A 6,689-nucleotide genomic window follows, 5' to 3' on the forward strand; every position below is an offset into this window, starting at 1 on the left:
GGTCAGGATTCGAGTGCCTCCGCGGCGCGCTTGAGCAGCGCGCCGCGATCAAGCGCAAAACCGGACTCGACCCATTCCTTTTCGAGATTCTTCAACGTTGCACCAAGCTTCGGCCCCGGTGATGCGCCAAGCGTCGTCAGATCGGCGCCCTTGACCGGAAAAACAGGATTTTGCCATTTTGCAGCGAAGGCAAGCAGGCGCGAGAAGCCGCCGGCTTCGAGCAGTGCGTCATTGTCTTCGACCGCGCGGGATCGAGCGGAAGCGAGCAACAGCCGCAACCGGTCGACAAAGCCTTGGCGGTCGCCAAAATAAAGCCTTTTCGCCAACTCTCCTTCAGTCGTTTTCGGATCGACGGCAGCTGTGATCGCCCAATTCCGCAGCCGGCTTGCTTCGCTCACGGAAAGCCTCAATCTCTCGGCAAGCGTTTTCATGCGCGCGGCATCCGGCGGCACGATGGATTCCAGCCTGAGCAGCGGGTCCGGCGCCCAGGCCAGGTCCTTCTCGGTCTTGGTCAGCCCGTGGATGGCATCGATGCCCCATTTCTGGCTTTCCGGCAAAACGGCGGTCAGAACGCCGGCCTGGCGCATCCACAGCAGCGCCCGCGACGGATCTGGCGCCGACAGCAATTTCTTCAATTCCCACCAGACGCGCTCGACCGAAAGCTGGTCGAGCCCCTGCTTCAGCCGAGCACAAGCCTTCAACCCTTCGGCATCCGGCCTACCGTCGCCATACCATGCGAAGAAACGGAAGAAACGCAGGATGCGCAGATAATCCTCGCGGATACGGGCTTCCGGATCGCCGATGAATCGCAGCCTCCGCGCTTCGATATCGGCGATACCGCCGACCAGATCGACGACCGTTCCATCGGCCTCGGCATAGAGTGCATTGATGGTGAAATCACGCCGCTCAGCGTCGGCTTTCCAGTCGCGGCCGAACGACACTTTGGCGCGCCGGCCGTCGGTTTCGATATCGGCACGCAGCGTGGTGACCTCATAGGCCTTGCCGTGGCCGACCGCGGTGACTGTGCCATGCTCGATGCCGGTCGGTACCGTCTTGAAGCCTGCCGCCTCGGCGCGCCGGATGGTTTCCTCGGGCACCGTGGTGGTGGCGATGTCGATGTCGGCGACCGGCTGGCCGATGAGCGCGTTGCGCACCGCACCGCCGGCGACACGCGCCTCCTCGCCGCCATCAGTCAGCGCGGCGAGCAGGCGCTGCAGGTGGCGTTCGCCGAGCCACCCGGCCTTGCCCGCGATCGACACTGGATCGCTCACGAATAGAGCCTTTCATAAAGCGTACGGATGATGCCCGCGGTGACGCCCCAGATGCGCTGGCCGCCATAGGGCATCTCGTAATAGAACCATTCGAGGTCGTTCCACATGCGACTGTCTCTGGTGTGGTTGGCGGGGTCCATCAGAAAGCCCAGCGGCACCTCGAAGACGGCATCGACTTCGTCGGAATTCAGCGTCAGGCTGAAACCGGGCCGCACAATCCCGAGCACCGGGGCGATGCGATAGCCGCTGCCGGAAACGTAGTCCGGCAGACGGCCGACGATCTCGATGTAATCCCTATCGAGACCGATCTCCTCGAATGTCTCGCGCAACGCCGCCGCTTCCGGGCTCGCATCGGTTTGATCGATGGTACCACCGGGGAAAGCCACCTGCCCCGAATGGTTGCGCAGCTTTTCCGCCCGTCTGGTCAAAAGGACCGTGGCTTCATGGCCATGATCGACCACCGGGATCAGCACGGCGGCATCGCGCAGCGCCTTGGCCAGCTTCAGCCTGGGATGGCCCGGATTGAAGCGGTGGTCGCCAAAATCGTCGCCGGCATGCGCCAGCGGCTGCGCCGCGACGCGCTGGCGAAACCCGGCAACGGAAAACGGCAACGGCATCACCTGATCCATCATAGGCGGTCCATCATGCGCTCAGCCGTTTCAGTTTCTCAGCCGGCATGATTGGATAGACCTCGCCTTTGGAACGGACGGCAAACATCCTCTTGCCACCGATGTCGATCTCTTCGCCGTGCTCGACCAGCTCGTACATCACCGGCCGTGCCACCAGCGCCTCCAGCCGCCCGCGCACCAGCACATAAGGCTTCAGGCCACCTGTCTCGTCCTCATCGACGAAGCGCAGCGGGTGTCCCGCCCCAGCCTCGACCACGTCGCCGACATTGGTGCGAAAGGTGATGATTTGTCCGTCGCCGACGCCCGACACGTCCATCTCGACGGCAATGAAGGGCGCGTCGGCGACGCGGATGCCGACCTTTTCCACCGGCGTCACCAGGTAAGTCCTGCCGTCTGCGTCCTTGCGCAGCACTGAGGAAAAAAGCTGCACCAGCGGCATCCGGCCGATCGGCGTTCCCAGATAGAACCAGGTGCCGTCCTGCTTGATTTCCATGTCGAGATCGCCGCAAAATGCCGGATTCCAGCGTTCCACCGGCGCCGGCCCCTTACCGGCGCGCGTCGCGCGCGAGACCAGCGCTTCCAGCCCGCGCGCCTCGGTCGCGGCCGTCAGGCTCTCTTCACGATGGTCGGCGGCTTCCGTCATGGTCACGAAATAGTCACTGTTGTTCCGCTTGTCAGCCTAAGTCTGTGATTTAAGTTCATTGCAGGCGCATGCGAAGCCGAATCGCGGCATTCTCTGCGGCACCAAGGTGCCAAGCGGTGTTTCCAACAGAAGGATCGATGCTGCATGAGCGTTATGATCAAGGAAAGCCCAATCAGCGAAAAGGACATGGTGGCGCAGGCCGAGAAAGCGCTGGCCGACATTTCGAGGGTCCGTGACGGCGTCGGCCGGGTCATTTTCGGCCAGGAAAGCGTCGTCGAGCGCACGCTCGTCGCATTGCTGGCCGGCGGCCATGCACTGCTGGTCGGCGTGCCCGGCCTCGCCAAGACCAAGCTGGTCGAAACGCTGGGCATCGTGCTCGGCCTCGATTCGCGCCGCATCCAGTTCACGCCCGACCTGATGCCATCCGACATTCTCGGCTCCGAAGTGATGGAGCAGGATGAATTCGGCAAGCGCTCCTTCCGCTTCATTTCCGGGCCGATCTTTGCGCAACTGCTGATGGCAGACGAGATCAACCGCGCCTCGCCACGCACTCAGTCGGCGCTGCTGCAGTCGATGCAGGAATACCACGTCACCATTGCCGGCGTGCGCCATGATCTGCCGTCACCGTTCCACGTTCTGGCGACGCAGAACCCGCTGGAGCAGGAAGGCACCTATCCGCTGCCGGAAGCGCAGCTCGACCGCTTCCTGATGCAGGTCGATATCCTCTACCCCGAGATCGAGGCGGAGCGCCGCATCCTGCTGGAGACCACCGGTATCGAGGATGCCAAGGCTGAAAACGTGCTGCAGCCGGCGCGGCTGAAGGACATCCAGACGCTCATCCGCCGTATGCCGGTGCCGGAAAGCGTCGTCGAGGCGATCCTCAAGCTGGTGCGCTCAGCGCGCCCCGGCCAGGGCAACGCCGATACCGACAAGCACGTCGCCTGGGGCCCAGGCCCGCGCGCCAGTCAGGCGCTGACGCTGTGCACCCGCGCCCGCGCCCTCTATGACGGCCGGCTGGCGCCGTCGGTCGACGACGTCCGCGCGCTGGCCGAGCCGGTGCTGCAGCACCGCATGGCGCTTACCTTCGCCGCCCGCGCCGAGGGCACCACGGTTCGCGATGTTGTGGCGAAGCTCGCGAAAGGGATTTGATGGCGCGCATCGGTGAAGCGCAGGCACCGGCAGCGACGCGCGATGCGCTCGCCAGAGGCCGGTTGCGGGCTTCGTTGGTGCCGGACCTGCTGGTCGAGGCGCGCCGCATCGTCAATACGGTAATTGCCGGCTGGCATGGCCGCCGCAAGCGCGGTATCGGCGAGAATTTCTGGCAGTTCCGGCCCTATGTCGAAGGCGATTCCTCGCGCATTGACTGGCGCCGTTCCGCCCGCGACGACCACACCTATGTCCGCGACCGTGAATGGGAGGCTGCCCACACGGTGTGGCTGTGGGCCGATCCCTCGCCTTCCATGCTCTACAAATCGACCGGGGCCAGCGTTTCCAAGGAATCGCGCGCCCTGGTGCTGACGTTGGCCATGGCCGAGCTTTTGTCGCGCAGCGGCGAGCGCATTGCCTGGCCGGGCCTGACCGACCCGTTCACCGCCCGCAATGGCGCCGAGCGCATCGCGGCGCAACTGATGCACGCCGGCGACCTGCCGGCAAAGCCCGATCTATCCGGCATTCGCCGGTTCTGCGACATCGTCCTCGTCAGCGATTTCCTCGACCCCGTCGAGGACACTATTGCGTGGCTGGACGTTCCCGCCCGCCACGGCGTGCGCGCCCATCTGGTCGAGGTCGCCGATCCGGCCGAGGAAAGCTTCCCCTATGCCGGGCGCACCGAATTCACCGATCCTGAGACCGGCGACAAGCTGACCGCCGGCCGCGCCGAAATGCTGGGCGAGGAATATCGCCTGCTTTATGCCGCCCGCCGCCAGGAACTGGCCGCCTGGTGCAAACGGCTTGGCTGGAGCTTTACCGTCAATCATACCGATCGCCTTGCCTCCGAGGCGCTGGTGCGCATCCACATGGCGATGACCGCCGAAGGCAGCTTTGCCGGGAGGGCCCGCGCATGAGTTGGCTGCCGCTCTCCTTCGGGGCGCCGATGGTGCTGTGGGGCCTGCTGGCGCTGCCGGTGATCTGGTGGCTTCTGCGGCTGACCCCGCCCAGGCCGCAAGCCGAGGTGTTTCCGCCGCTCAGGATTCTCGCCCGCGTGCTGAGGCGCGAAGAAACGCCGCAGCAGAGCCCTTGGTGGCTGACGCTGCTCAGGCTGCTGATGGCCGCGCTTGTCGTGGCAGCACTTGCCGAACCCGTCTTCAACCCGCGCGAAAAGCTGCCGGCCGAAGGCGCCGCCCTGGCGCTGGTGATCGACAATGACTGGGCAAGTGCCGCCGACTGGGGCAAGCGGGTCGCCACCGCCGAGCGGCTGATCGCCGATGCCAATTCGAACGGCGTGCCGGTGCTCATCGCTTTCACCGCCGAGAAGCCGAATGCCGAGATCGGTCCCTTCGATGCCGCTGCCGCGCTCGACCGGCTGCGCGCGGCAAAGCCGCGGCCGATCCCGACCGACCGCCCCGCCGTCTACGCCCGCGTCGCGTCAGCCCTGGAGTCGCTGCCGGGCGCAAGCGTCGCAGTGCTCGCCGATGGCTTGGCGGCGCAAGGCGACGAAGCCGCCTTCAACACGTTGTTGTCAAAGAACGCGGCACGTGTCGTCTGGGCCGTCTCCGACCGGCTGTCGCTGACCGGCCTGACCGGCGCCGACAACCAGGTCGACGGCTTCGCCCTGACCGCCATCCGCGCACCGGGCGATCCGGCACCTGCACAGGTGACGGCCGGCGCGTTCGACGACAAGGGGCGCCGCATTGCCGACGCGACGCTGACCTTTGCCCCGGGCGGAACCACCGCAACCGGCACGATGGCGGTGCCGTTCGAACTGCGCAACGACTTCGCCTACATCGCGCTCGATGGCGAGCGCCAGGCCGGTGCCGTCCGCGTGCTCGATGAGAGCTCAAAACGCCGCCGCGTCGGGCTGCTGTCGCAGTCCGAGGCTGATCAGGCGCAACCGCTGCTGTCGCCGCTCTACTACATTCGCCGCGCCCTGCAGCCCTTCGCCGATCTCGTCGAGCCGTCGAGCGTCGATCTCGCCGACGCCATCCCGCAACTGCTCGACCAGAAACCGGCGATGATCGTCATGGCTGATGTCGGCACCATTCCGGAACAGGCGCGGCAGAGGCTGGTCGACTGGGTCGACAAGGGCGGCACGCTGGTGCGTTTTGCCGGTTCGCGGCTGGCCGCTGCCGGCAATGACGACGATCTGCTGCCGGTCCGGCTGCGCACCGGCGAGCGATCGCTTGGCGGCGCGCTGTCATGGACGGCGCCGCAGCCGGTCACCGAATTCCCGAAAACCGGTCCCTTCGCCGACCTCGCGCCGCCGACCGAGGTCACCGTTACCAGGCAGGTGCTGGCCGAGCCGACGCCCGACATTGTCGAGCGCACCTGGGCCACGCTTGCCGACGGCACGCCGCTGGTGACTGGGATGAAGAAGGACAAGGGTACGCTCGTGCTGTTCCACGTCACCCCCGAGGCGACATGGTCCAACCTGCCGATCTCCGGCAGCTTCGTCGAGATGCTGCGGCGCATCGTGCAACTGTCGCGCAACCAGGGCGCGGCGGTCGCCAATGCCGAAGCCGTCGCCACTTCGCTGGCGCCCTACCGCATGGTTGCCGCCGACGGCACGCTGGTGCCGCCGACGCCGGATGCCAGGCCGCTGGTGCCCGGCGCCGGCCCGCTGCCGGTGACGCTGGAGAACCCGCCCGGCCTCTACGGCTCGGAGACGGGAGTATTCGCTCACAATCTGCTCGGTGGCGACAGCGCATTCACGCCGCTGGCCCGGCCTGAAATCACGGTGCCGGTCACCACCATCCAGTATGCCTTCGACGAGCAGCGCAACCTCAAAGGTCCGCTTGTCACGGCCGCCCTGGTGCTGATGGTGCTCGACACGCTTGCCGTATTCTGGATGGGCGGCTTGTTGTCGCGCCGGGCGCCCCGGGGGCGCGCGGCGGGGGCGGGCGCCGGGGGGCGGGTTGGGGTGGGATTTAAACAAAAGAGGCAGGCGGCCGTTTTGAGGGTGTTTTTGTGGGGGGGGGGCGGGTCAGTTAT

At 66.0% G+C, this 6,689-nt stretch carries 6 protein-coding genes; 3 read left to right on the forward strand and 3 right to left on the reverse strand.

Going from position 1 to position 6,689, the window contains the following annotated elements; all coding sequences use genetic code 11:
* Positions 1-2 precede the first annotated feature (2 nt).
* The 3 genes from NKH41_RS18520 to NKH41_RS18530 are packed head-to-tail and all read right to left on the reverse strand — an operon-like array spanning position 3 to position 2,543.
* A complete protein-coding gene (locus NKH41_RS18520; protein ID WP_352770911.1) occupies positions 3-1,271 on the reverse strand; it encodes a CCA tRNA nucleotidyltransferase in 1,269 nt (422 codons plus the stop codon).
* The gene (locus tag NKH41_RS18525) at positions 1,268-1,900 is read right to left on the reverse strand and encodes a CoA pyrophosphatase (protein ID WP_352771005.1); all 633 of its coding nucleotides are present in this window, start codon (positions 1,898-1,900) and stop codon (positions 1,268-1,270) included. The genes NKH41_RS18520 and NKH41_RS18525 overlap by 4 nt, the downstream gene beginning before the upstream one ends.
* Before the next feature lie 13 nt (positions 1,901-1,913).
* The gene (locus NKH41_RS18530; protein WP_352469826.1) at positions 1,914-2,543 is read right to left on the reverse strand and encodes a DUF1285 domain-containing protein; all 630 of its coding nucleotides are present in this window, start codon (positions 2,541-2,543) and stop codon (positions 1,914-1,916) included.
* 144 nt (positions 2,544-2,687) lie between these two features.
* Here NKH41_RS18530 and NKH41_RS18535 point away from each other — a divergent pair, with 144 nt between their 5' ends.
* From NKH41_RS18535 to NKH41_RS18545, 3 genes are all read left to right on the forward strand, one after another.
* Positions 2,688-3,692: an AAA family ATPase gene (locus NKH41_RS18535; protein WP_352450525.1), complete on the forward strand. Its 1,005-nt coding sequence runs from the start codon at positions 2,688-2,690 to the stop codon at positions 3,690-3,692.
* The gene (locus tag NKH41_RS18540; RefSeq protein ID WP_352540998.1) at positions 3,692-4,606 is read left to right on the forward strand and encodes a DUF58 domain-containing protein; all 915 of its coding nucleotides are present in this window, start codon (positions 3,692-3,694) and stop codon (positions 4,604-4,606) included. The genes NKH41_RS18535 and NKH41_RS18540 overlap by 1 nt, the downstream gene beginning before the upstream one ends.
* A partial coding sequence (locus NKH41_RS18545; RefSeq protein ID WP_352933245.1) for a BatA domain-containing protein occupies positions 4,603-6,689 on the forward strand: 2,087 nt, incomplete at its 3' end. The genes NKH41_RS18540 and NKH41_RS18545, both read left to right, overlap by 4 nt.

This window comes from Mesorhizobium sp. M1169, assembly GCF_040318345.1.
Taxonomy (GTDB): domain Bacteria; phylum Pseudomonadota; class Alphaproteobacteria; order Rhizobiales; family Rhizobiaceae; genus Mesorhizobium.

Excerpts from the sequence above, each read along its gene's own strand:
- NKH41_RS18525 (WP_352771005.1), bottom strand. The coding sequence starts at position 1,900 with ATGGATCAGGTGATGCCGTTGCCGTTTTCCGTTGCCGGGTTTCGCCAG.
- NKH41_RS18530 (WP_352469826.1), bottom strand. The coding sequence starts at position 2,543 with ATGACGGAAGCCGCCGACCATCGTGAAGAGAGCCTGACGGCCGCGACC.
- NKH41_RS18535 (WP_352450525.1), top strand. The coding sequence starts at position 2,688 with ATGAGCGTTATGATCAAGGAAAGCCCAATCAGCGAAAAGGACATGGTG.
- NKH41_RS18540 (WP_352540998.1), top strand. The coding sequence starts at position 3,692 with ATGGCGCGCATCGGTGAAGCGCAGGCACCGGCAGCGACGCGCGATGCG.